Annotated in this window: 14 protein-coding genes and 3 tRNA genes; 9 read left to right on the top strand and 8 right to left on the bottom strand. The window is 31.7% G+C overall.

Features of this window, described 5'->3' with window-relative positions; all coding sequences use genetic code 11:
* Positions 1-32: 32 nt before the first annotated feature.
* From proS to rpsT, 5 genes are all read left to right on the top strand, one after another.
* The gene (gene proS, locus MW871_RS07430) at positions 33-1,511 is read left to right on the top strand and encodes a proline--tRNA ligase (RefSeq protein ID WP_248428112.1); all 1,479 of its coding nucleotides are present in this window, start codon (positions 33-35) and stop codon (positions 1,509-1,511) included.
* 78 nt (positions 1,512-1,589) lie between these two features.
* A tRNA-Glu gene (locus tag MW871_RS07425) sits at positions 1,590-1,661 on the top strand.
* Positions 1,662-1,707: 46 nt separating this feature from the next.
* Positions 1,708-1,779: transfer RNA gene (locus tag MW871_RS07420), tRNA-Glu, on the top strand.
* 36 nt (positions 1,780-1,815) lie between these two features.
* Positions 1,816-1,887: transfer RNA gene (locus tag MW871_RS07415), tRNA-Glu, on the top strand.
* Positions 1,888-1,920: 33 nt separating this feature from the next.
* Positions 1,921-2,172, top strand: coding sequence for a 30S ribosomal protein S20 (gene rpsT / locus MW871_RS07410; RefSeq protein ID WP_066078122.1), 252 nt, complete (start codon positions 1,921-1,923; stop codon positions 2,170-2,172).
* 61 nt (positions 2,173-2,233) lie between these two features.
* Here the strand turns inward: rpsT and MW871_RS07405 are convergent, their stop codons facing one another.
* Positions 2,234-2,647, bottom strand: coding sequence for a response regulator (locus tag MW871_RS07405; RefSeq protein WP_248428111.1), 414 nt, complete (start codon positions 2,645-2,647; stop codon positions 2,234-2,236).
* Positions 2,647-4,362: a PAS domain-containing sensor histidine kinase gene (locus MW871_RS07400; protein ID WP_248428110.1), complete on the bottom strand. Its 1,716-nt coding sequence runs from the start codon at positions 4,360-4,362 to the stop codon at positions 2,647-2,649. The genes MW871_RS07405 and MW871_RS07400 overlap by 1 nt, the downstream gene beginning before the upstream one ends.
* Positions 4,363-4,533: 171 nt before the next feature.
* Between MW871_RS07400 and typA the strand changes: the two genes are divergently transcribed.
* Positions 4,534-6,330, top strand: coding sequence for a translational GTPase TypA (gene typA / locus MW871_RS07395; protein ID WP_248428109.1), 1,797 nt, complete (start codon positions 4,534-4,536; stop codon positions 6,328-6,330).
* A 239-nt stretch (positions 6,331-6,569) separates the two neighbouring features.
* Here the strand turns inward: typA and MW871_RS07390 are convergent, their stop codons facing one another.
* The 4 genes from MW871_RS07390 to MW871_RS07375 form a co-directional block, all read right to left on the bottom strand.
* Positions 6,570-10,934, bottom strand: coding sequence for a T9SS type B sorting domain-containing protein (locus MW871_RS07390; protein ID WP_248428108.1), 4,365 nt, complete (start codon positions 10,932-10,934; stop codon positions 6,570-6,572).
* A gap of 24 nt (positions 10,935-10,958) precedes the next feature.
* Positions 10,959-13,043, bottom strand: a complete 2,085-nt coding sequence (locus tag MW871_RS07385; protein WP_248428107.1) for a choice-of-anchor L domain-containing protein — start codon at positions 13,041-13,043, stop codon at positions 10,959-10,961.
* Positions 13,044-13,216: 173 nt separating this feature from the next.
* A complete protein-coding gene (locus MW871_RS07380; protein ID WP_188049771.1) occupies positions 13,217-13,627 on the bottom strand; it encodes a response regulator in 411 nt (136 codons plus the stop codon).
* Positions 13,617-15,446: a sensor histidine kinase gene (locus tag MW871_RS07375; protein WP_248428106.1), complete on the bottom strand. Its 1,830-nt coding sequence runs from the start codon at positions 15,444-15,446 to the stop codon at positions 13,617-13,619. The genes MW871_RS07380 and MW871_RS07375 overlap by 11 nt, the downstream gene beginning before the upstream one ends.
* A gap of 323 nt (positions 15,447-15,769) precedes the next feature.
* On the opposite strand from MW871_RS07375, the gene MW871_RS07370 reads away from it, so the two are divergent.
* Both MW871_RS07370 and MW871_RS07365 read left to right on the top strand, forming a co-directional pair.
* Complete coding sequence (locus MW871_RS07370) at positions 15,770-16,834, top strand: hypothetical protein (RefSeq protein WP_188049773.1); 1,065 nt, start codon at positions 15,770-15,772, stop codon at positions 16,832-16,834.
* A 38-nt stretch (positions 16,835-16,872) separates the two neighbouring features.
* The gene (locus MW871_RS07365; protein ID WP_210644018.1) at positions 16,873-17,748 is read left to right on the top strand and encodes an SdiA-regulated/phytase-like domain-containing protein; all 876 of its coding nucleotides are present in this window, start codon (positions 16,873-16,875) and stop codon (positions 17,746-17,748) included.
* Here the strand turns inward: MW871_RS07365 and MW871_RS07360 are convergent.
* Positions 17,731-21,468 carry a metallophosphoesterase gene (locus tag MW871_RS07360; RefSeq protein WP_248428105.1) on the bottom strand — a complete coding sequence of 1,246 codons (3,738 nt, stop codon included), beginning with the start codon at positions 21,466-21,468 and terminating at the stop codon, positions 17,731-17,733. The genes MW871_RS07365 and MW871_RS07360 overlap by 18 nt on opposite strands.
* Before the next feature lie 25 nt (positions 21,469-21,493).
* Here MW871_RS07360 and MW871_RS07355 point away from each other — a divergent pair, with 25 nt between their 5' ends.
* Positions 21,494-22,666: a Pycsar system effector family protein gene (locus tag MW871_RS07355; RefSeq protein ID WP_248428104.1), complete on the top strand. Its 1,173-nt coding sequence runs from the start codon at positions 21,494-21,496 to the stop codon at positions 22,664-22,666.
* Here MW871_RS07355 and MW871_RS07350 read toward each other — a convergent pair.
* Positions 22,663-25,035, bottom strand: a complete 2,373-nt coding sequence (locus MW871_RS07350) for a GAF domain-containing protein (protein WP_248428103.1) — start codon at positions 25,033-25,035, stop codon at positions 22,663-22,665. The genes MW871_RS07355 and MW871_RS07350 overlap by 4 nt on opposite strands.
* Positions 25,036-25,176: the final 141 nt, after the last annotated feature.

The following is a 25,176-nucleotide window of genomic DNA, read 5'->3' as shown; positions in this document are numbered from 1 at the left end:
ATTAATGCAAAATTTATGCCAAACTATTCAATATGAGTAAGAGCTTAACTAAGAGATCAGAAGATTATTCAAAATGGTATAACGAATTGGTTGTCAAGGCCGATTTAGCCGAAAACTCAGGAGTGAGAGGCTGTATGGTGATCAAGCCTTACGGATATGCGATATGGGAGAAAATGCAAGCCGAATTGGATCGAAAGTTTAAAGAAACTGGGCATGAAAATGCTTATTTTCCTTTATTTGTGCCAAAAAGTATGTTTGAAGCAGAGGAGAAGAATGCAGAAGGATTTGCTAAAGAATGCGCTATTGTAACACATTATAGATTGAAAAATGATCCAGATAAACCTGGAAAATTGATGGTTGATCCAAATGCAAAACTAGAAGAAGAATTAATAGTTCGTCCTACTAGTGAAGCTATAATTTGGTCTACTTATAAAGGATGGGTTCAGTCTTATAGAGATTTACCTTTATTAATTAATCAGTGGGCCAATGTAGTGCGATGGGAAATGCGAACTAGATTGTTCTTGCGTACTGCAGAATTTCTTTGGCAAGAAGGGCATACTGCTCATGCAACAAGAGAAGAAGCTGTAGAGGAATCTGAAAAAATGATGAATGTTTATGCTGATTTTGCTCAGGATTTCATGGCAATTCCAGTTGTAAAAGGAATAAAAACAGAAACGGAGCGTTTTGCTGGTGCTGAGGAAACGTATTGTATCGAGGCTTTAATGCAAGATGGAAAAGCATTACAGGCCGGTACTTCGCATTTTTTAGGTCAAAATTTTGCTAAGGCATTTGATGTGAAGTTTGCTAATACAGAAGGAAAGCAAGAATATGTTTGGGGAACATCATGGGGAGTTTCAACTCGTTTGATGGGTGCGTTAGTAATGACTCATTCTGATGATCAAGGATTGGTTTTACCTCCTAATTTGGCACCGATACAAGTTGTAGTTGTTCCTATATATAAAACAGAGGAGCAATTGGATTTAATAGCATCCGAAGTGGCTGTTTTGACAGCGGCCTTGCGAAAATTGAATGTCACTGTTAAATTTGATAATAGAACGACTCAAAAGCCAGGTTTTAAATTTGCGGAATGGGAATTAAAAGGGGTGCCAATTAGAGTGGCTGTAGGTCCAAAAGATTTAGAAAACGGAACTTTTGAAGTTGCTCGAAGAGATACCTTAACTAAAGAAGTGGTTTCTAAAAATGGAATCGAAGTTTATATTAGTGATTTATTGATTCAAATTCAAAAAGATTTATTTGATAAAGCGTTAGATTATAAAAATTCGCATATCACCGAGGTGAATAGTTTTGAAGAATTTACAGAAGTATTAAATACTAAAGGAGGTTTTGTATCAGCACATTGGGACGGAACTGCGGCTACTGAAGAAAAGATTAAAGACTTGACTAAAGCAACCATTAGATGTATCCCTTTAGATAGAGTTCTTGAAGCGGGAGACTGTGTGCTTACTGGGGAAAGTTCCGTTGGGAGAGTGTTGTTTGCTAAGGCATATTGAAAAAAAATAAAAAAATATGCGTAAGCTATTGTACGTTTCAAAAATAGTTGTATTTTTGCATCCGCATTAGAGAAGCAGGGCCCGTTCGTCTATCGGTTAGGACGCATGGTTTTCATCCATGTAAGAGCGGTTCGATTCCGCTACGGGCTACTATTTTTATTGCAGAATGAAGTTCTCCTGAACTTAGAGGGAAAATGGCCCGTTCGTCTATCGGTTAGGACGCATGGTTTTCATCCATGTAAGAGCGGTTCGATTCCGCTACGGGCTACAATTCAATTCATATTGAAAAAACTTAGGGGATAATGGTCCGTTCGTCTAGGGGTTAGGACGCCAAGATTTCGTCTTGGTAACAGGGGTTCGATTCCCTTACGGACTACAAAAAATTAGTAAAAGAAAAAAAAGTAATAAAATGGCAAATCATAAATCAGCTCTAAAGAGAATCAGAACTAACGAAAAGAGAAGAGTATTAAATAGATACCAACATAAAACTACTCGTAATGCTATCAAAGCACTAAGAATAGCTACAGATAAAACAGATGCTACATCTAAATTATCTAATGTAATTTCTATGATTGATAAATTAGCTAAAAAGAATATTATTCATGATAACAAAGCTTCTAATTTAAAATCTAAATTAACGAAACTTGTTTCTAAATTGTAATTAATACAATTTTGTGTATATAAAAAAAGCTCTCATTTTATGAGAGCTTTTTTTATATATCTTACTTTTCTAATTTATTGGTTAAGTATTCTAGCATTAATTTACTAATTGGTTTTGGTAAAAAATCAATAACCATTGGATAGGTTTTAGACTTTTCTAAATCATCTGGATCAATTGTGGAGGAGAGAATGATAACTTTTATGGTATTAAATTCTGCAAATTCTTCCTTTGTAAAATAGTCTAGAAATTCCCAACCACCCATAACGGGCATGTTTAAATCTAAAAAAATAAGTTGCGGTTTTAAAATTGATGCATTTTTCTCTTTGTTATCTCTAAGATCTCTAAAGTAGTTTATTGCCTCTTCTCCGTTTTTCAAAGCGATGGTGTCTTTAGAAAACAAAGCTTTACTGATTACTTTTTTGCAAAGCATCAGTGTTATTGGATCGTCATCAATGCATAGGATTTGATCTAGCATTATTCTTTGTTTTTAAATGTTAATGTGAATGTAGTTCCTATATTAACTTCGCTTTCGATATCTATTGTTCCTCCCATAGTTTCTACTTGTGATTTTGCAAGGTATAATCCAAGTCCCTTGCTGTCAGGATAATTGTGAAAGCGCTGATATAAGCCAAATACTTTAGCTCTATTGCGCACTAAATCTATTCCTATGCCGTTGTCTTTGAATGTTAAAATAACTGTATTGTCGATTTGATTTGAGGTAATGGCTATTTTTAATTTTCTATTTTCAGATTTGTATTTAATCGAATTGGTCATCAAGTTTAATAGAATACTTTCGATATAGGCTTTATTGGCGTGAATTGTTTTTGCTTTTTCAAAATCTAATTTTATAGTCGGCTTATGTAATTCTATTTGGAAATTCAACTGGCTGAACACGTTTTCAAACACTTCTTTAAGCAGTACTTCTTCTTTTTGAATAGACGGTTTGTCTTTAATAATGATAACTTTTACTAAATCGTTTATAGTATCGTTTAATAGGTGAGTAGATTTATTAAAACCCATTAAGATTTCATTTAACTCTTGATTTTCAATCGGAATATCTTCGATCAAGTTTAAAAGACCAATTAGGTTTGATAAAGGAGCTCTTAAATTGTGGGAGGTGATGTATGAAAACTGCTTTAAATCTTTATTGTTCTGTGTTAATTCTCTAATTAATTGTTCTTTTTCTTTTTCGTTGTTTTTTTCTTCGGATACATCTCTTTGTATCGATATCCAATGAGTGAGAATCTTTTCTGAATTATAAATAGGAATCATAGTAAATCTAATCCAGTATTTCTCTTTGTTTTTCTTATAGGTTATTGTCTCGATTAAGCATTCCTGTTTTTCTTTAAGCGCATCAATCAATTTGTCGTATTCGTTTTGATCAGAATACATTTCTTTAAAAATAGCTGTAGTTTTTCCTAATACCTCTTCTTTTTTATAACCAGACATGATAGAGAAAGCGGGATTGGTATATATTATTTTTGAAACTCCAATCTCATTAGGATTTGGTTCTATGATAACAATAGAATCTTTAGATTGTGTGATGACGGTTTCTAGTAGTCTTAATCTTTGCTCTTCTTCCTTTTGTTTAGTAATGTCTTGTATTGCTCCAATCATTCTGGTAGCTTTACCTTGATTGTCTTTTAATAAAAAACCTCTATCTAAAACATATTTATAAGAGTTGTCCGCACATCTAAAACGATATTGATCCTGCCAATTTTTAGTTTTTTGTTCTAAAAATGAATATAGTTTAACAGACATTTTTATACTGTCTTCTGGGTGAATCTTGTCAAACCACCAATCAGAACTGTTAATTACTTCTTCTTGAGTGTAGCCAAACATGCTTTCTATGCCTTTATTCCATGAAAAGCTATTGTCCTGTATTTTCCAATCCCAAATTGTATCACTAGTTGCTTTTGCAACGATATTGTATTTTTCGTTACTCTCCTTTATTTTTTCATTCGTTTTTTTTAGCTTTTTAAAAACAGCAATGTTTCTTTGATCATTTTTGGCGAGGATAAGTTTGAAAATTCCTCCCGTAAATAGTATAAAAAGAATTTCTTTGATAAAATTATAATTGTTGCTTTTATCATCAGATAGGAAGTGCTGCAGTAGTTTATGACTAATAATAACAGCAAACATCGAAATTACGATGTAAACTAGGATTACTTGGTTGGTTTTGCTTTTCATTACTCAAATATAAATAAATATTATCAACTTTTTAAACATCATTTAGAACTTATTTTTTTAAGTTTTTTAGGGTGCTTTTTTAGGTGTAATAGGTTAAGCGTATGGAAACTATTACGGAAATGTTATTTATTTAAAAAAAAATTGTACATTTGCGCCCATTAAAAAACACAGATGGAATCTATAAGAAATATTGCAATTATTGCCCACGTCGATCACGGTAAAACTACAGTGGTTGATAAAATTATGTATCACTGTCAATTGTTTCGTGACAATGAAAACACAGGAGACTTAATCCTTGACAACAACGATTTAGAGCGCGAAAGAGGTATTACAATTACTTCAAAGAATGTTTCTGTTCAGTATAAAGGAACAAAAATCAACATTATTGATACTCCTGGTCACGCCGATTTTGGTGGTGAGGTAGAGCGTGTATTAAATATGGCTGATGGAGTTTGTCTTTTGGTGGATGCATTTGAGGGGCCAATGCCACAAACGCGTTTTGTATTGCAAAAAGCTTTAGACCTTGGTTTAAAACCTTGCGTAGTTATTAATAAAGTAGATAAAGAAAACTGTACTCCTGAAGAAGTTCATGAGAAAGTTTTTGACTTAATGTTTGAATTAGGTGCTACTGAAGAACAATTGGATTTCCCAACAGTTTACGGTTCAGCTAAAAATAACTGGATGTCTGATGACTGGAAAGTTCAAACTGAAAACATTGAGCCATTATTGGATATGGTTCTTGCTAACGTTCCAGCTCCTAAAGTTTCAGAAGGAACACCTCAAATGTTAATTACCTCTTTAGATTTCTCTGCTTTTACAGGTCGTATTGCTATTGGTCGTTTGGAAAGAGGAGTTTTGAAAGAAGGGATGCCAATTTCATTAGTGAAAAGAGATGGTTCTGTAACAAAATCAAAAATTAAAGAATTACATACTTTTGAAGGTCTTGGCCGTAAAAAAGTTCAAGAAGTAATTGCTGGAGATATTTGTGCTATTATTGGTGTTGAAGGATTTGAAATTGGTGATACAATCGCTGATTATGAAAACCCTGAAGGATTAGCATCTATTGCTATTGACGAACCAACAATGAGTATGTTGTTCACCATTAATGATTCACCTTTCTTTGGTAAAGAAGGTAAATTTGTAACTTCTCGTCATATTCGTGAAAGATTGACAAAAGAATTAGAGAAAAATTTAGCCATGAAGATGGGTGAAACTGATTCTGCTGATAAGTTCATGGTTTTTGGTCGTGGAGTACTTCACTTGTCAGTTCTTATTGAAACAATGAGAAGAGAAGGTTATGAATTACAAATTGGTCAACCACAAGTTATTATCAAAGAAATTGATGGTAAAAAATGTGAGCCAATTGAGGAGCTAACAATCGATTTACCTGAAAGTCTTTCAGGAAGAGCGGTAGAGTTTGTTACGATGCGTAAAGGTGAAATGTTGAGTATGGAAACTAAAGGGGAGCGTATGATTGTAAAATTCAATATTCCATCACGTGGAATTATCGGATTGCGTAATCAATTGCTTACTGCTACTGCTGGTGAGGCTATTATGGCACACCGTTTCATAGGATACGAGCCTTACAAAGGAGAAATTTCTGGACGTAACAAAGGTTCATTAATTTCTATGGAAAAAGGAAAAGCTATTCCTTATTCTATCGATAAATTACAAGATCGTGGTAAATTCTTCGTTGAGCCAAATGCTGAGATCTATGAAGGTCAGGTAATTGGAGAAAACTCTCGTGGAGATGATATGTGTGTAAACGTAACTAAAGAGAAAAAACAATCTAACGTACGTTCTTCTGGAAATGATGAAAAAGCGAGAATTATTCCTCCAATCATTTTCTCTTTAGAAGAAGCTTTAGAGTACATTCAAAAAGATGAATATGTTGAGGTTACTCCGAAATCTATTCGTTTGAGAAAAATTTACTTGACTGAAACTGATAGAAAAAGATTTAAAATCTAATTTATCTTTTATTATATTAAAAAACCCATTCATTTATTTGAATGGGTTTTTTGTTTGTTGATATTTCTTAACTGTTTTAGAATTTTATGTAGCGTTTGTATCACTTTACTTGCGTGAGGGATAGGAACAAGCTACCGAAGTAGCGTGGATAGCCCGACAGCACAAACAAAAAGGGCCAACTCATCACTATGATGCGTTTGGCCCTTTTTGTTTGTGGTGGCACGTCCTATAATTCTTTATTATCTTTTTAAACTAAAATGTCCTTTTAATTCTCTACCATCTTCTAATTTTATAGTGTACCAATAATCATCAGACGGCAACTGAATTCCGTTGAAAGTGCCATCCCAACCTTCACTTGTGGCAATTAATTGCTTAAGTAATTTTCCGTAGCGATCAAATATATATATTGTTGTATTGGCATTAAAGGAAGTGTTTATTCCTTTTACCTGCCAGTAATCATTGTAGTGATCATTATTAGGAGTGAAATATTTTGGTATACCAAGTACTGCTATGGTTTTACTAATTGTTCCACATCCATTTGCATCGTTTACGTAGATATCATGAATTCCTGGCGGCACATTGGTAAAAGTATTCGATGTTTGAAAAGGGCCAGTGGGACCATCTAAACTGTATTCGTATTTTCCAGGTCCTTTTGTATTTACTATAATTGTGTTATCGTCAGTTAGATCTGATATTTCAATATTAGTTAATGTAGCGATGTCTGACGGACTGACTTTTATACTTCTGATTCTGCTACATCCTAATCCAGAGCTAACTTCAACAGTATAATTTCCTTCGGTATTTACTGCTAGGGTAGGATTGGTTTCTCCGTTTAAAACGACATTATTTTTTGTCCATATGTAAGTATAATTAGAAGTGAGTGAATTATCTACAATTCCGGCATCTAAGGTTACAAATAAAGTAGGGATATTAGAGCAAATTAATTGATCTTGACTGTGGTCTTTATTCAGATTTATATTGGGTGTTGGATTGACTTTTAGCGTTATACAAGGTTTTATCCCAAAACAAGTATTGTCTAAATCACTATCTACTCGAACCCAAATTTGTTGTGTTATTGGGCTACTTGTGTTTCTGTAATTGGTGTAATTTGTAATTTTATTTAATTGAGATAAAGCATCTGCTTGATTTTGGTAATAGGTAATAGTATAATTGCCAACCGGAAGTATATTTTTTATATCATCTGTGACAGTGCTGAAATTAAATGTTGCGATTCCGTCAGTGTCATCATTTGTAGAATCAATAAAATCATCACAAGTTTCAAATGTCCTTTCAAAAGAAGATTGAATTGCTGTTGCTGAAATTTTTAAGTCAATTTGTGCTACGCTAAAGCAACCATTGCTGTTAGTAACTCTTGCCCAAACGGATTGATTAAAAGGAATTTCATTTGTGAAAGCTAAAGGATTTGCAATTAATTGTAAAGCATCTTGTGTATTTGCACCTACTAAAGTTTTGTAAAAAGTAAAGGTTTGTGCAGTTGCGTTATTTGTAATTTCATTGTTTTTTATTGTAAGATTAAAAGTGGTAATCCCATCAAAATCATCGTCACATTGTACTAGGTTAATGTTATTGACAATGGGTAGTGCATAAGTTTGAAGTGCGATTTCATTTGAAATTAATCCACAACTATTACCTATTTTATTTAGTTTTACGCGGTATTTATAGCCATTCATTGCGCTTTTTACGCTTGTTAAGGAAAGTGTATTTGTAGTAACCCCAGAATAAGTAACTTTGTTTGTTATATCCGTCCAATTTACTCCATCCACAGAAATTTGCCATTGGTAGGTATTTCCAAGATTATCAGTAATAGATATTGTTGTGTTTTGTAGCTCACAAATAATTTGTGGTTGTGGTTGAATAGTTATAATTATTGGAGCGGCAGTAATGTAATTGCTGTTTGGAGTGGTGTATGCTATTGCACTAATCACTTTTCCTTTTACATCTACTACTACAGGATTGTTACCTAATAGTCCATCAAAATTGGGATCTAAAAAACCAGCTTCTATGACATCAAAACACAAATCGCCGTCACTATCTAAATCACGGTAATTTTTGATGCCATCATTATCAGTATCAGTGCCCAAACTTCCTGTTTCAATAGAATCGTATATTCCGTCATTGTCGCTATCTACATCTAGATAATCGGGAACTCCATCATTATCAGTGTCTACAGGAAAAAAACCGGGTTCGAAAGCATCGTCTAAACCATTTTTGTTCGTGTCAATATTGGAGAGAGCAACTGCATTGTCTATTTGAGCTTCAATAGTATCAGGTATTCCATCGTTATCGCTGTCTAAATCAAGTTGATCTGGAATTCCATCCCCATCTGAATCCTTTGGTAAACAAGTAGCTTTAATTTGAAAAGTAGCTTTATTATTTGAAGTATCGGATAAGTTCTTGTGAATGAAAGTTAATGAATCGGTCAAATACGATCGCAAGCTAAAAGTTCCGGTTCCTGCAGCTAAAGGAACTGTGCTGTTCAATCGAAAACGAATTTCAAAAGAGGAGTATTCTTTTACTTCACTTTCAAAAATCCCATCATAGTTAGTGTCTATTAACAACTGATTGTCCGGATTAAGAATCGTTATTGTTTTGTCGATAGGTGCTTTTATTATAAATTCTGCATTAGAATTTAGTAGATCCGCTGTATTTGCAGTATTTACATATTCTAAAGCTATAGAAATTGGTTTAGCAAAATTCATTACATAACCAACACTATTGTCCTTTCCTGTTGGAATTTCGGATGTGAAAACTCCATTGCTTTTTCCTGTCAAAGGATTAGAAACTGCAAGGATTGAAGTTGATATGACGCCAGAAAAAGAATTATTATAGTTTTCTTTAGAAATGCTTCCGCTTTCTAAGTTGGAAAGGTTAATTGAAAGATCTCCATACGATTCTGTACAATTTGTAATTCCATCATTATCATTGTCAATATCTACATTGTCATTTGTACCATCATTGTCCATATCTGTAGGGCAGTTGCTAACAGGTATTTTATCAGAAAATATTGGGAATGTATTCGGACATCCAGATATCGTTCCTTGTACTTGATAATATCCTGGTTCAGTCGGAGTAAAAGAATTTGATATTTCTCCAAGGATAGGACTGTCATTTTTATACCATTGAAAACTATCGTAGGAGGAAAGAGAGCTTATTTTTAGAATGATATTGGGTATGCATTTCGAATTGGTAATAGAAACTCTTTCTGTGACTACTTCTGGTTTAGTGTCAAATCCAGAATAATAGCCTCCGTATGTAGCAGCTCCGTTGGTACCAAAGTAAGAAACATAGACTTGCTTAGTAGATTTTACCGTTATATTTCCAGTTAAATTATTTTTTGTGTAGCTAACAAAATTGGGATTTCCACTAATTGGTGTAGGCAAGACTCCTATAGGTTGTTCGTTTATAGTTACGATTGCTCCAGCTTCTGTAACTATATTTAAACCTCCGTTAAATTTTATGTTACCAATAGATTCTATAAATGGAATATTGTTGACCATATTAGGAGTAGTACATTTTATAGGCGGAACAAAAAATAGATTTTGGTTTGCTGCAGCATTTGTTCCGCCTATACTTTGGTAAGCAAAAATATTTTGAGAGGAAGTAACATATAAATTACCATTACTAAAACTCGATCCGTCAATTGCTATATAATTTCCGGCATTAATGGTGATAGGATCAGTTGATCCATTTAGATAAACAATAGTATTTTGATGAGCTACTAACAAAACGCGTTCGATATCATCAGATCCATTTCCTTTTACAAAAATGTATTCTTTACCTGTTTTTTCTAACGAAACAATTTGATCAAATCCTATATCTCTACCAGATATATTGCCTCTATTATCTACTGTTGAACTGTTGCTTCCTCCAAAAGAGCCTGAATTAACAACAATATCTTTGTCCGACACAACCAAGGCGCCAATCATTTTCGAGCTGTTTGATGGCGTGTTGCCGTCAGTATTCTGCAAGGCTAAAACATAACTTTCGTTTTTATTTAAAGTAATGTTTATCGGGCCAGTAATTAATGTGCCGTTAGCAAGTTGGGTTCCGTTTGGAATATTAGAAATAGTAATTTTGGTGTCATTTTCTGTCGATAATATCGAAGCGAAGTTGAGTAATGTACTGTCAAAAATTGGGTTTAGCATTGCGCCCAATCTAAAGGTTTTGCCCAAAGCGCTATTTCCTTTAGAAACGAGTCCTCCTGCATGATTATAAGATCCATTTTGGTTCCGAGCTGAATTAACTCTTACACTTACATAAATTAAATCTTCGGATTCAATTATATATCCTTTATTGCTCGTTTTTCCAATTTGATTTTTGTCAACAAACAACTGTGTGTTAATTCCTTGCCCAATACTATGAATATAGGGAGAATTATTAGAAACAGTTCCTTTAATTGTATTTCCTCCAATTTCTTTAATTTCAAAATTTACTTTTACAATACTTGGTGTTGAGATATAGATGTATTGATCTCCTTCTAAACCTTCAGCGCTAGTTAATGGTGGTATGTAATGAGATTTACTGAATTGCGCTAGGCAACTAATTGATATAAAAATAAAAAGGATAAGTAATGTTTTTCTCATTTGCTAAAAATAAGAAAATAACTCTTATCTTTTTAACGAAAAATTTCCTTTTATGATTTTTCCATTCTTAAAATCAATATTAAACCAATAATCATCCGAAGGTAGTTGTACATTATTAAAAGTCCCGTCCCATCCTAAGTTATTTGAACTCATTTGCTTTAATAGCTTTCCGTATCGATCAAAGATGCTTATTGTTGCATTGGGAAATAAATTTAAGTTCTTAATGCTCCATGAATCATTAATTCCGTCGCCGTTTGGCGTAAAAAAACGAGGATAATCAAGCACATAAATCAGCATTGTAGAGAGACTGCAGCTAAAAGTTTCTCTAACATATGCGGTATAAATTCCAGTTTTTACATTTCTAAAGATTGGTTCTTTCTGAAATTGCGTTCCATCTAGCGAGTATTCTATTGGACCCGTTTTATTGGTTTGTATTAAAACAGAATTAGTATCTCCAGAAAAATCACTGATTTCAGTTCCAGTAATTATAGATGGAACACTTGTAGTATAAGGAACTATTTTTAACTCTATTTCATAGATACCATAACAGTCTAATCCATTTTCAATGCGAACAAAAATGTTTTGTGGATTGGTTGTAGTAGCGTAATTATTAGCGAGAATATTGGTTTTCAGAATGGCGTCATTTTCGTTTAAATAATATCCTTGAATTGCATTTGGTGACATAACCTTAGGTAGAATTTGCGGACTGATTTCTTTTCTAAAGTCAAATAAACGAAAGCTATTTTGAGTAACATTGCCATCACATAAATTAATTGTTTGTATAGGACTTGAAGTCCTTAAAACTTGAAGTTGTATCTCAGCAGATTTCTCACATCCTGAGGAAGTGTTGCTTACTTTAGCATAAATTGTTTTGGATGCAGCACTATAGTTTGATGGGTTTATTATAATTGGATTCTTATTGATTAAGTCTGCCAAAGTTTCGTAATAGTTTACAGAGTCTGTATTTCCTCCATTAACTGTAGTATTCAATTGGGTTAAATCAAATAACGCATTCCCACTATCATCCCCACATTGCGCAAGTTGAGTTGTGATAGGGCTTGTGTACTTAATAATAACATTACCCTCTGCTTCGCAACTTCCTGCAATTATAACTTTTACAGTATATTCTCCAGGGCTTTCTACAGTAATACTTGCGTTTGTTTCGGGTAATTCGGTACCGTTTTTAAACCATTTATAAGTATAAGCACTGTTGTTTAGTCCAGTATTGATAACTGACTTTTCTCCAAAACAAACAGTTTGTTCTAAACCTAAATCTATTTTAGGAGAAAAACTACCAGCTTCTATAAAAACAGCTGAATCATAATCTACATTTAAATGATCCGCAATTACTAATTTTATGTGGTACGTTTTGCCCGCAATCACAGGACTTTGAGCATTTAATACTTTGGTTTGTGCACTGTAATTTATGGGACTAGAATCTGTATTGTATCCATTGAAATAATTTTCATTTTTAGCACCACAACCTCTTATAACACCATTCGAACCATTAAAAGATGGAATTTGGGGATGAACATTAGCAGAAGAAACGGGAGTTGTAGTATTGGGTAACACTGCTATGTTTATATAAGGATCTGCAGTTCCTTTTTCTTTTATTAAAAAAGCAAATCCATCAGAGAATTGACAAGGAAAATAATCTTGGTATTCATTTGAAGCAAAAATATAATTGAAACTGACAAAATTTGTTAGAGGTAGAAAATCGAATTCTAAAACAGTTGAATTAAATGTATTGCTCAAATTTAATGCTTGTTCTAAATCAGTATCTCCTTTCCAATTTTCTGAACCACCACCACTATTTCGGATAAATGGACCAACAGAGTTTGTGCTGCTCCAGGTGCTTAAAACAACGCCTTCTTGAAAAGGGAAATTGCTACTACCTGCATTAAAGTATGAGTAGCTTGTGTTGCTGCCTGAAAAATCATCTCCACTTGCCTTTGAATTAGTAATAGTTACGCAGGTACTTTTAACTAAAACATTTTCAACAAGTTGTTGGGCATTCAATGTGTTGTCAACTACAATGTATTGGGCTGTAGCGGTATTAAAAAAATAGCAAAAGAAAATAAAGAATAATACATTTTTTAGTGATCTCATAATACCACAAATATACCATAAATCTGTTTTTATGATATATTAAAAGAATAGAATAAATAAATATGTTTCTTAAATAAAAAAAGCAAAATCCTACAATTTTCTAACATCTTGTTGATTAAATGTCATCCGTTTTATATTTCTTTAAATACAACAGATTTAATCGCTATTTTGTATTAATTAGGTTTATTTATGTCGCTAATTAGTCTGCAAAGTGTATCAAGTTTTTTTGATGTAATTGGTTTTTCAATATAATTTTTAACCACATTATATTTCTTTGCTTTTTCTATATCTGCGGGATCGATTGAAGAGGTCATTATAAAAATTGAAATCTTTTTTGTAATCGATAAATGAATAAATTCATCCAGAAATTGCCATCCATCCATTAATGGCATATTGAGATCTAAAAGTATCGCATCAGGTAAAATATTGTGATTATCAGAATTCTGTTTTAATTGTTCTAATGCAAACTGTGCATTATAAAAAGATTTTATTTCCTCACAAAATTCATTTTTAGAAATTAGAATAGTCATTAATTTGACAGTCAGTTTATCATCGTCTATAATATAGGTCAATTTATTTTTCATTTAAATAAATTTTAAAATTAGATCCTTCATCTACTTTACTTTCGACTTCTATTTTACCATTCATGGCTTCTAATTGATTTTTTGTAATAAACAAACCAATTCCTTTGGCATCTTCATTGCCATGAAAGGTTTTGTACATACCAAAAAGTTTATGACCGTTTCTGATTAAATCTAAACCTAACCCATTGTCTTTGAAGTGTATGACAATGTATTCGTTAATAATTTCATATCCTATTTCTAACGTTGAATTTCGATTAGTTGATTTGTATTTTATTGCATTTGTAAATAAATTTAGTAAAATACTGTCAAGATAAGCAGGGATTACGTTAACCGTTAAGTCTTCTGGAATTGTATCGGTTATTGTTATTTTACTATCTTTTATGACTAATCGTAAGGCTTTTTTTGTTTTTTCTATTTCAGCTTTTAAATAAACTTGTTTTTTTTCTATGTTAGTTTTTTGTTGAATAGTTATAATTTCATTTAAATATTCGATGGTTTCAGATAACTTCTCCGTTCCTTCTTTAAACAAGTCAAAATAGGAAATTTTTTCATCAATATCTGTTGTGTTTTCAATCACATCGACAACCATTGATAAGTTGCTAGTATGAGAGCGAATATTGTGAGAAACGATATGGGTAAAATTATATAATTTATTATTTTGATTGCTGGTTACTTCTAAAAGAGCTTTTAATTCTAACTCTTTTTCAATTCTAGAAGTTACATTTCGACCCACCCCAATAAAATTGACAAAGTTGTTTTTGTTGTCAAATGCAGTGGTAATATTTAATTCAAACCAATATTTTTCGTTGTTTTTGCGGTAATTGAGAATCGTTATTTTTATACTCTCTTTATTCAAAATTGCTTTACGCATCAGCATAGAAGCATGCGGGTCTGTTTCTGGACCTTTAGATAAGTACCCTACTTTATTCCCCAAAACTTCTTCCATGGTTAAGCCCGTTAGCTCTAGATAGGCTTTATTGGCCCAAACAGCAATTCCTTTATCATCAGCAATTACAATTGTATCGGTAGTTTCAGATGCGGCTAGAGAAAGTAGATTTAGTTTGTTTTCTGCATTCTTTCTTTCACTAATATCTCTGATAAAGCAGACTAGGTAAGTTATATTATCTACTTGAAATTTTTTCCCCGATGCTATCTCTACAGGCAAAGAATGACCTGATTTTGTTTTAATATAAGTTTCATCAACCGTATATTCATTTCGATGCAAATTATACTTTAAAAAAAAGCGGACTTCTTTTTTGAACTCTTCGGGGAATAATTCCGAATTGTGTAAGCCCTTTAATTCTGAAATTTCATATCCTGTAAGCGCTGTTGATCTCGTATTACAATCGGTTATAATTCCGTTTGAAGTGTCAATAATAAATATGGCGTCATTCGCACTTGAAAAAATTGAAGAAAATTTTTGTACGTTAAGTTCAAGTTCATTTATTAAATTTTGCTCATTAGTAATATCCTGAAAGGTACCTAATAAGTTAGTAGGTCTTCCATCAATACTTTCTACTATACAAATGCATTCTATGTATTTAATATTATTTTTGGCAGTTGTAATCTGGAATTTATCATTAAAGGAGATACCTTCATAAATAGCACTAAAAATACGGCTTTTAATTCTTTCTCTATTTTCTCCCTCAGTATAAAAACTAATACCATTGCCATTAACAGGTTCGTACTCATCCGGAACTTCCAGAATACATTTGGTCACAGAATCCCAATAGATGTGGTTGTTTTGCAAATTCATTTTCCAAATACCAATCTTGGCGGACTGTGCTGCTTTAAAATAAAGTTCGAGTTTATCTGACATAGTAGGTTCTAAAATATAGCTAATTTGGGTTATCAAATATAAAGCATATATTTATCTATCCGTTTTATTTTTTTATAAATTTCACTTATAAAGGGTTAATTTTATGAAATTTATCAAATTGTGTCCCTTGTTTAAACTATTTTGACTACTAAGAAAATTATAGGAAATAATTTATATTTTAATTTTTTATTATTAAATCATTCATCCATTTAAGAATCAAGATTTTTATTACTTTTCTATTCTACATTCTTTATTGCTATAGTCCTTTATAATTCTTCTTTACCTCTCTATTTTATTGTAATTTTGTAGTAAATATTTTTCTAATGAGTGAGCCAATAATGCTTTTTAAAAAACCTTCTTATCCTATAAATGATTCTCTTTTGGAGTATCTGGAACGATTTGATCGCATCTCTAAAGTTTCTATTTTTTATGATGATTTATTGCGTTTTTCAGGCTCTGTAACTGTTTATGATAAAAACGATCAAGATACGTTATGGATCAGAGTGTATTACAATGAATATGAAAGACAAGAAATCGATTTAAATCTAAAAAAAATCTATTCCCTTTTACACTCCGATGGAAATTTAGGTATTATCAAGTTTCTTAATGTAGACTCTATTGATTATTGCACTTTTGGAAATTCGAAACCATTTAGAATAAAAGTTAGAAATATTCTTAATGATAATTATACCCATTTTTATATCAAAAAAGCTGATGCTTCTCGCGTTTATGGACTAGAATTAGAACACATTCTCTCTCCAGATAAAATTAATTTTTTAGTTTATCAAGACACTTTGATAGAGGAACATATTATGGGAATTCCTGGCGATGTATTTATAAAAACATTACTTGCCGATTGTACTGCAACCGAAAAAGCACAAATTGCTAAAGAGTTTGTAAAGTTCAACGAACGTTGTATGATACGCTTATTAGGCGACATGCGTTCTTATAATTATGTAATCGTTCCTACGCATGATTTTGATCACGTAGTTTATAAAATACGGGCTATAGATTTTGATCAGCAGTGTTATGAAGGGAATTTTAAAGTCTATCGTCCTCAGTTTTTCAAAGAGAATTATCCAATGGTTAAATTAGTCAAAGAAAAACTTCAAAACAGCTCTATTGAGCAATATAAAGACGAAGAGCGCTCTGTTCTTGCCAAAAGAATTCTATCTGCTGAAAATCGTATAAAGATTTTGCTTCAAATAATGGGAGAAGATGTTTTGGCACCCGAATCCCATTTAGAACAATTAAAAATGGAACTCTATCGCTATACTAATGATTTGAATTTCAAAAAAGCAAAATCAATGGGTAATATCATGAATGCTGCTTTTGAATTTATTGTTAGGAATTATAAAAGTAGTGCTGTCTTAAAAAATAGAATTTAAATTTAATTGATGTTATATAAGTTCTAATTAATTATCTTATGAAAAAAGGTTCGTTATTAATTGCTGTTTTTGTACTATTAGCTTGTCAACAAAAGATGACTTCTTTACCAATATTGTATCAATTACCTAAAAAACTAAAAGAGGTCTCTGGAATTATTTATGCTTCAAATAGCAATTTACTTTGGGCCGTTGAAGATCATGGTAATGCAAATGCTATTTATGGTTTAAATACCAAAGGTAAAATAGAAAGAACGATTACTATCGACAACACTGAAAATATTGATTGGGAAGATTTGACAAAAGATAATCAGGGCAATCTTTATATTGGAGATTTTGGCAATAATGATAATGTTAGAAAGGATTTGAGTATTTATAAAATAGAAAAAAAAGATTTACAGTCCCAAAACGTAAAACCAAGTTACAAAATCTCATTTGCTTATCCTGAGCAAAAAAGTTTTCCGCCCAAAAAATCCCAACTTTTTTATGATGTTGAAGGTTTTTTTGAGTTTAGAAATCACTTTTATCTTTTCACAAAAAATAGAAGTAAAGGTTTTGACGGTACCTCATTTTTATACAAGGTTCCCAATAAAGCAGGATTTCATCAAGCTGTTTTAATGGGTAAATTCAATACTTGCGGGACTTACAACGGTTGCGCTATTACAAGTGCTGCAATAAGTCCAGATGAAACTAAAGTAGTAGTATTAACACATGATAAGTTATTTCTATTTGAAAATTTTAAAAATGATGATTTTTTAAATGGACAAAAAACAACACTCGAACTCAACCACTTTTCTCAAAAAGAATCAGTTTGCTTCAAGGATAATGATCGTTTATTTATAGCTGATGAACGTACTAAAAATGCTTTTGGAAACGTATATGAAATTAGTCTGAAAAAATTAAAATCCAAATCCTAAACCAAATCCAATTCGGGCTTCCTCATCACCAATACTTTTAAAATAAGTTAATCGTGCTGTTAGTGTATTTAGACCATTAATCCATAATCCTCCTCCAAAAGATTGATGCCATTTTTCTGAATTTTCACCTTTTTGCCAAACTCGTCCGTAGTCGTAACCACCTAGAATTCCAAAAGACATTGGTATAACATTTCTTTTAATTTTTCCGATGTTCCATCGAATATCACTACTTTGATAAAAAGATTTGTTTCCTAGAAAGCGCTGGTTTCTAAAACCTCTTAAATCGTAATCTCCTCCTAAATTTGCCCCTTGGTAAAACTCGAAATTGTTATTAAGCACCGTTTTCCCTTTCAGAATTGTGGCTAATATTAATTTTCCGTTTGCATCTATTTTATGATTAAAATTAAGTTTACCTTCTACGGTTGGGAAATTTCTTTTTGTATCCTCCAAATTTACTTTCCAACCAGCAGTCAAAGAAAGACCCATTCCCATTGAGGGATAAGCCGGAAAATCGTAATTTTCGAAACTGTATTTTAAATTGGCTCCAGCAAATAATTGATTATCAAAAACAGTTGGATTTATGTTTGGAGCTATCTCTATAAATCGACTAACAGTTTTTTCAACAGTTATTCTTTCAAAACTAGTTTGTAAGAGAACAGTACTTCCTTGTTTCCCTACTTTTTTTATAGACGGTAATACATTTAGCATTTTTAAGCGAACACGATTGTAATCCTTACCAAAAACCTCCTCATTATTTTCCGTATCATTACCATAGCCAAAATAATTGACTGTAAAATTTGGGCTAGTATATTGACTTTCCACATCCAAATCCCACGACCCAAATAATTTAGGAAAATTAGCGGTGTAAAAAACCTCAAATCCCTTTGTAGCAAAATAAAAATTAGTTTTTAAACTATGTTTCTGAGTGTATGGATTTTGTTTGAAATCATTTACTTTGAAACCCGTAATAATACCCAATTTTATACCATCGTCTGGATTATACCCGATGTTTGGAAGCAACGAGAAGAAATTATATTTCGGTTTTTTGTAATCATATAAACTAGTTTCGTAGTCATCTGATAATAATTTTTTTGTCTTGTGATCTAAGGAATAAGTGTTCTCTTTTGATTTGAAATCATGTATTTTTATTTTTTTTCCATTCTCAACAAGATAGGAATCTTGGTTTTGTCCCCCTATTAATCGAATCTTAATTCCTGATTTTGATTTTCCCTTTACTTCAAAAACATCATCATCATCTAAGCCATAAATCCATATTTTTTTTGTTTCTGCAGCATCAAAATTTCTAACATATTGTAGTTCCTCTTTTTCGTTTTTTAATCTAAAAACTTGAATCTCCAGTTTGTTTTTTTCGATGTTGTTAATGACGAACTTATCTTTTTTATTAGTTCCTACAATCAAAACAGTATGTTGTAATACTAGGTAGTATTCCTTTGCGGCACGTTCTAAATCTTTTTTTCGTAATTTTAATTTGCGTTTTATATCAGTTATAGTCTGATCTTGAACTGCGATTGGTAAGGTAGTAAAGGCAGCATCTATAGCGTCATCAGATAGGTTGTCTTCAATGTATTTCGCTTGTTTAATCCAGTCATTTTCGCTTGCTTTTTTTAAAACAGCTAAATCTAATGGATAAGGCTCGCGGTTCATTATTTTGACATTTTTAATTTCGTCCTTAAAGGATTGCATGTGACGTAAAGGCACACTTTTCATTAACAAAGAAAGTAACGTACCATCATATTTTGTAAAAGCTTGATCGCGATCTCTTGGAATAGGCTTGTAAACTATTTTTTGATCTACAGTATAAGCTCCCCAACGCCATTGATCATCATGTCTGTCCCAATCTCCTATAAGGATATCAAAAAGTCGAGCTCTTATGTACGCGTCTTCATCTATAGTATATTTTTCGTCCTTCTGTAAATTTTTTAGAACATCTTCTGTACTTAAAATTGCTTCAGGATTTCCAAAACTTTTTACCGAGATTTGACTATTTGTAGGACGCTCTTCAACCATATACAACTCATTTCCAAAATTGGCATTAAAAGTGCCTAAAGCATGATGCTTTGGAATATAATATAATTGTGGGTTGGTGTGAGAAACGCCAATTTTTTCGGCTAAATTACCAACTGCAAACGGGGTATAAGGATGTGCTGTAGTATAAAAGTCAGACAATAAACTTTCAGCAAATGTTCCGTCAAATTGATCTTGAATAAACTGATTTTTAAAAGCAACAGATTGTATAAAACGAGAGGTACTTTTCTTTAAAGCACGCATCACATATTCTTTGTTATTTTTATCAACCAACTGTAAAGAATTAGATTGATGTCCTCCTCCGGAACGTTTGGGTTTTAATCCTCCAAAAAGAGTGTCAATTGTAACTGTTGTAGCTTCTATTGGAAGACTATAGTAAGCTCTGTAGTGTTTGCCAAACAGGAATTTGTAAAATTTTGATTTCTGAGTTTGCTCTGCAGTGTAGATTTTTGCAGTGGTTTTTTTAGGAAAAGATTTTGGGAATATTGCCGTATTGTAATCGTCTTTTTGATTTAAAACTATTTGTTCAAAAAGTAATTTTTCTTTTCCATTTTCTTGACCATAAAAGTAAACTTTTGCAATACCGTTATCAAAAAATTTAAGTGCAGCATATCCGTTTTTTCCATAAGTAAAATCATTCGGATATATAGCTTTTGCTGCTTCCGATTTTGATCCAGCACCGCTAATAATTTGTTTAATATTATCGTTGTCTATATATTGTAAATTGTGATCATGACCTGATACTACTATAACATTATCTTGACTTTGTAATAGAGTTTTGACTCTTTGAACAAACTGAAAATAGAATTTGTTTTGAATGTCTTGTGGACTTATACCTGAAGTTTTTCGGATGAAATTAATAACAGAACCAATCACGGGAAGCGGAATTTTTTGTTCTAAAGGGAAAAGTTGTTTTTCAACAGAAAACTGTCCACCATGCGTTCCGTTACTCATCAAGGGATGATGTAAAGCTAAAAGGACTGTTTTTTCTTTGTTTTTATTGAGTAGATCTTCAAGTTCAGTAAAAAAAGCTTCTCTAGTTTTTATAGTACAATCGTCATTTATAGTGGGTATTTTGTCCCAGTCTTCTAAGAACCACTGACTGTCAATGGTTATTAAAACTAAATTTTCATTTATAGTCACATCATCAATACCACAACCTTTTCTTGGAAGAAAAGATTTTTTATCATTGAGATATTCTATTACAAAATTAGCTTGGCGTTCTAGTCCTTTTATGCCACTGTACCAATCGTGATTTCCAGGAATAAAAATAGTTTGTCCTTTGAATTTTTTTGACAATTCTAATTGACTGTTTAGTTTACTTTCAGCAACCAATCTTTCATTTGTACTTTCGGCGCTAGGTAATCCTTTAGGGTATATGTTATCGCCTAGAAATAATAAAGTGGTGTTTTTATCTGCCTTTTGCAATCGATTCGATAACGTACCCAGCTTTTTTTGTGTTGTTTCTTTACTCAAATTTCCAGCATCGCCTACTAAATAGAAAGTATGTGTTACTTTTGATGTGTCAATAGTACTTATTGGAATCGGATTTTTAATGTTTTTACCATATTGTTCGTGTTTCGTAGCGCACGATTGCAAAAGGAGTAGCGAAATAAGGCAGGTGTAAATCGCTTTATTGAAAGTAATAAAATAGTTATCCGAAAATAATTTCATAATTTAGTAATATAAAAATTAGTCTATGAACCTAATAGAACAGGCAGAAAAATTTATTGAGAAATTATTCAAAGATAATCTTTCTGCTTCATATACCTATCACAATATAAATCATACGCATGATGTTGTTAATGCAGTTAAACAAATTATTGAGCAAACAAATTTAGATTTCGATGACAAACAAGCTTTACTCGTAGCCGCTTGGTTTCATGATGCAGGATATGTAAATGGTTTCGAGAATCACGAAGATTTTAGTGTAAAGATTGTTACTGAGTTCCTGTTAAATAATGGAATGTCAGGTGACTTTATAGAAAAAGTGTCTAGTTTGATAAAAGCTACTACTTTTGGTTTTGTGCCTCAAAACTTTTTAGAAAAAGTAATTGCCGATGCTGATTATTTCCACTTATCAACAAATCATTATACTTTTACTTGTAATGCTTTGCGAACGGAATTAGAAAATACAAACAAATCAAAACTTTCTGATGCAGAATGGACAAAAGAAAACATTGATTTTTTAACCAATAAACATCAGTATTATACCGAATATGCCATAAAAAATTGGCAGCCCTCTAAAGAAAATACTATAAAAATACTTCAAAAAAATAAATCCAAAATGGAATTAAATACCACCAAAGAATCAAAGAAAAAACAAAAAGACGAAAAACCAGATAGAGCTGTTGATACTTTGTTTCGAATTACTTTAAACAATCACACCACATTAAGCGGAATTGCAGATAGTAAAGCTAATATTTTGTTATCTGTAAATGCCATTATTATCTCGATTGCTCTTTCTACTTTAATCCCAAAGTTAGATAGTCCTAGTAATGCACATTTATTGATTCCTACTTTTATAATGTTGCTATCAAGTGTAATAACTATCATTTTTGCTATACTTTCTACAAGACCTAAAGTAACTAATGGCGTTTTTACAAGACAAGATATTGAAAATAAAAAAGTAAATTTATTGTTCTTTGGTAATTTTTACAAAATGCCTTTAGACGAGTATCAGTGGGCGATGAATGAAATGATGAAAGATAAAGATTACTTATATAACTCTATGATTAAGGATTTATATTTTTTGGGACTGGTTCTCGAAAGAAAATACCGTTTATTAAGAATCACCTATAATTTTTTTATGATAGGAATTGTATTGTCTGTTATTTCATTTGTAATCGCTTTTATGTCAATTGGAGCCTAGTTTAATTCATTTAATAAATCTTGATAGGAATATTTTTTTAAAGTCAGTATTTCATTATCATTTCGAACTTTAACACGTATGGCTTTCAAACCGGATACGCCTTGCAATTCTTCTACTTCAAACTGTTCAATAGTAGGTTCTAAAATGTTTTTGAACTGCAAAAATTTAATATAATTTAAATATTCGGTTTCTTCATTGCTATGAGAATACACGATCGTGATTTTTTCTTTTGCTGTAATTCTCTCTTTAGTTCCTTTAATATTGGCTTTGTCGATCCGTTTTTTTACAACTTCGTAACGCGCATTATAGGTTCCGTCAACATCAAATCGCTTTTCGTCCATCCTAAATCGAATTGAAATCGACGAGCTAAAAACTAATATCAATGAAGCTACCTCTAGTTCATAAGGTAAGGAGTTTTTAAGTTGGTGGTGCATCATTTCCATTTCACATACTATTTGCAACTGCCAAAGCCTTAAATTATGAAGGTATAGAATGTCAAAAGTCTTTGATGGAGCAATAGAAGCCCCGATATAAATATTATGTTCTATTCCGTCGGTTTTAAATCTTTCGTAATAATGAGGGAAAATAAGTTGTGCTTCTGCTTGTTTTTCGTCGAGTAGTGAAGCAAGTTTTTTGTTAATTATAGAAACTGCATTGTCAAATTTCTTTCTTGAATGATAGAACATTCCTGATTTCTTATCTAAACTTTCAAAATAATTGATAACAGAAATTTCTTTTGTAAAACCACTTTCTCTATTGTTTAGAATGGGGTGAATTTCATTTTCAATATAAAGCTGAATTTGCTGTTCCGTATCCGCTTTTAAAGGGAATTGAAGTTGGTTTAAAAATGATTTTAATTCAAATTTTCGTTGTTTTAATACGACCAAGCTAGAGTGTAATTCTCTGTGGTCAAGAATTTTGATTAGCGTACTTACCTGATTTATTAAGTCTTGCTTTACCGTTTGATTTCTATGCTCAGAGGAACTCTGAATGTCTATCTGTCCATACAAAGGATACACTTCTTTGAACACTATTTCTTTAAAAATATAGTCTTTGTTTTGACGGTTTGTTTCAAAATATTTTGAAGCTTCCCGTCTAAATTTCCAATAAACACTCGGATGAATAGCAGTATATTCTCTCTGAATAATGGCGTCAATTTGATGTTGTTTGTCTAAATTGTGGCGCTCTGCCGTATCTATCAAGTACGGTATGATTAAATCTAATTTTCTCGCATTTAGACTGTTTAATTCTCTTTTATTAGATGAAACTAATTCAATTATACCCAAAATGGTATTGTTGTTTATAATAGGTGCAAATATACAGCTCTGAATATTTTGATCTAATAAATGATTTCCTAGTTTTTCATTTCCTGGAATCAAAGCAAATTTTTCGACATTAGAAATGCATAAAGGTTTCTTTGTTTCTAATAATTTTTCAAAAGAGCAACCTAATAATTCATTTTCACAATTTAATTCTTGATCTGCAGACAGTATAAAACTTCCAGAACTTCCATCTTCGTTAAAACTAGTGTTTATAAATTTATTTTCTTCGGTATCGTAAATAACCAAACCGATTCTTAAATTAGAATTTTTAAAAATAGAACGAAAAATAGATTCAAAATTATTTTGAAGTGATATTTGCTCCATTTCTGGTTTTAATAAATTGCTTTTTAATTTAGAAATGGCACTTTCTATGGTAGCATCAAATAATATAGCAATTCCAAAACCTTTTAAAATCCAGCTATTTACAGGAAATTTCTCTTTCCAGAGTGCAATGTTATCATAATTATCAATTAATAAATCGATTTCATCTTGTGTCAACTTTTTTACTGCAGCGGTTGGTGTTATTTCAATAAAATCGGCATTATATAAAATCCGATATTGATTGATTATTCCATTTTGATTTGGAATGTCATAAAACAAAGGATTATTATAATCAATTTTCTGCCCATAATGTTCATTTAAAATCAAGGTGCAGTTCATGATATAAAACTGATATTCATTGAGATTACTGATCGACATATCAAAAGATACACCTGCTTCTTTAACTATTTTTTTTAAACGTTCGGTATAGTTAAAACTAAAATTCTGAAAAGGAATAGTTACGGCCTTAATTTCATTATGGGTCAAAGCCGTTGGAAACAAATCTGCTAATAAGTTTTGTATTAACTTTTCGTTTTTATAAATTAAATCTAAGTTTTCAATTCCGGATCTAAATTCTGGAAATGGCTCAATTTCTTTTAATAAAGCTTTAGCATAATTAGCGCGATAATCTATATCAGAAACGGCAATCTCCTCTAAACTCTCAATGAGTTTATGAAAGGAAATAAGTGTTTTGAAGGGGCTTTCTGTGAAAAAATGATCTTTCATTTTATTTTAATGGTATAAATGTAAATTTACGAATAATACTAAAAGAATGACTGTTTTAATACAATGGATTCTGTTTGTACACTATTTTATAATTACACTTAAAAAAAAATCCCCAATTACTTTTGTAATTAGGGATTCTCT

This window comes from Flavobacterium pygoscelis (assembly GCF_023162025.1).
Taxonomy (GTDB): Bacteria; Bacteroidota; Bacteroidia; order Flavobacteriales; family Flavobacteriaceae; genus Flavobacterium; species Flavobacterium pygoscelis.
Note: the sequence above shows the minus strand (reverse complement) of the source record. Positions and strands in the feature narration are given on the sequence as shown.

What these genes read in the sequence shown, in the direction of transcription:
- MW871_RS07355 (WP_248428104.1), top strand. Translation starts at nt 21,494, where the DNA reads ATGAACCTAATAGAACAGGCAGAAAAATTTATTGAGAAATTATTCAAA.
- MW871_RS07405 (WP_248428111.1), bottom strand. Translation starts at nt 2,647, where the DNA reads ATGCTAGATCAAATCCTATGCATTGATGACGATCCAATAACACTGATG.
- MW871_RS07360 (WP_248428105.1), bottom strand. Translation starts at nt 21,468, where the DNA reads ATGAAATTATTTTCGGATAACTATTTTATTACTTTCAATAAAGCGATT.
- MW871_RS07350 (WP_248428103.1), bottom strand. Translation starts at nt 25,035, where the DNA reads ATGAAAGATCATTTTTTCACAGAAAGCCCCTTCAAAACACTTATTTCC.
- typA (WP_248428109.1), top strand. Translation starts at nt 4,534, where the DNA reads ATGGAATCTATAAGAAATATTGCAATTATTGCCCACGTCGATCACGGT.
- rpsT (WP_066078122.1), top strand. Translation starts at nt 1,921, where the DNA reads ATGGCAAATCATAAATCAGCTCTAAAGAGAATCAGAACTAACGAAAAG.
- MW871_RS07370 (WP_188049773.1), top strand. Translation starts at nt 15,770, where the DNA reads ATGAGTGAGCCAATAATGCTTTTTAAAAAACCTTCTTATCCTATAAAT.
- MW871_RS07400 (WP_248428110.1), bottom strand. Translation starts at nt 4,362, where the DNA reads ATGAAAAGCAAAACCAACCAAGTAATCCTAGTTTACATCGTAATTTCG.
- MW871_RS07385 (WP_248428107.1), bottom strand. Translation starts at nt 13,043, where the DNA reads ATGAGATCACTAAAAAATGTATTATTCTTTATTTTCTTTTGCTATTTT.
- MW871_RS07365 (WP_210644018.1), top strand. Translation starts at nt 16,873, where the DNA reads ATGAAAAAAGGTTCGTTATTAATTGCTGTTTTTGTACTATTAGCTTGT.
- MW871_RS07375 (WP_248428106.1), bottom strand. Translation starts at nt 15,446, where the DNA reads ATGTCAGATAAACTCGAACTTTATTTTAAAGCAGCACAGTCCGCCAAG.
- MW871_RS07380 (WP_188049771.1), bottom strand. Translation starts at nt 13,627, where the DNA reads ATGAAAAATAAATTGACCTATATTATAGACGATGATAAACTGACTGTC.
- proS (WP_248428112.1), top strand. Translation starts at nt 33, where the DNA reads ATGAGTAAGAGCTTAACTAAGAGATCAGAAGATTATTCAAAATGGTAT.
- MW871_RS07390 (WP_248428108.1), bottom strand. Translation starts at nt 10,934, where the DNA reads ATGAGAAAAACATTACTTATCCTTTTTATTTTTATATCAATTAGTTGC.